Annotated in this window: 1 protein-coding gene; it reads right to left on the bottom strand. The window is 70.3% G+C overall.

Going from position 1 to position 397, the window contains the following annotated elements; all coding sequences use genetic code 11:
- Positions 1 to 397, bottom strand: a 397-nt coding sequence (locus D7Y13_RS46665; RefSeq protein WP_208734745.1) for a hypothetical protein, incomplete at both ends; no start/stop codon positions are given.

Raw genomic sequence — 397 nt, 5'->3', positions numbered from 1 at the left:
TCTCGGAACTGACCGAACTCACCACCGGCGCGCTCAGCATCAGCGTGGGTACGGGCTGGCGCATGCTCTGCTCGAAGAAGCCCGCAGGCAGCTCATCGGTCACCCGCAGGCCCGCCTGGTCCGACGACGCAACCACCCCGCCGTCGTCGCCCAGCAGCGCCACGTAGCGCACCATCAGGTTTTGCCGTGCAGCGCCGCGCAGCAGCTGGCCCGCCCCCTGCCGGTTGAACTGCGCGCGCGAAACGGCGGACAGATCGAGCAGGTCTTCGGTGCTGGCCAGCAGCACGTCGAAGGACAGCAGCGCGCGGTTGATCGAGGCCTCGGCCCCGGCGGTGAAGCGCACCACCTGCGCCTCGCTGTCGTTCAGCGACGTCTGCCGCGCGCCCCACACCAGCGA

This window comes from Corallococcus praedator (genome assembly GCF_003612125.1).
Taxonomy (GTDB): Bacteria; Myxococcota; Myxococcia; order Myxococcales; family Myxococcaceae; genus Corallococcus; species Corallococcus praedator.
The sequence above is the reverse complement of the archived record's forward strand: the minus strand, read 5'-3'. Positions and strand labels throughout refer to the sequence as shown.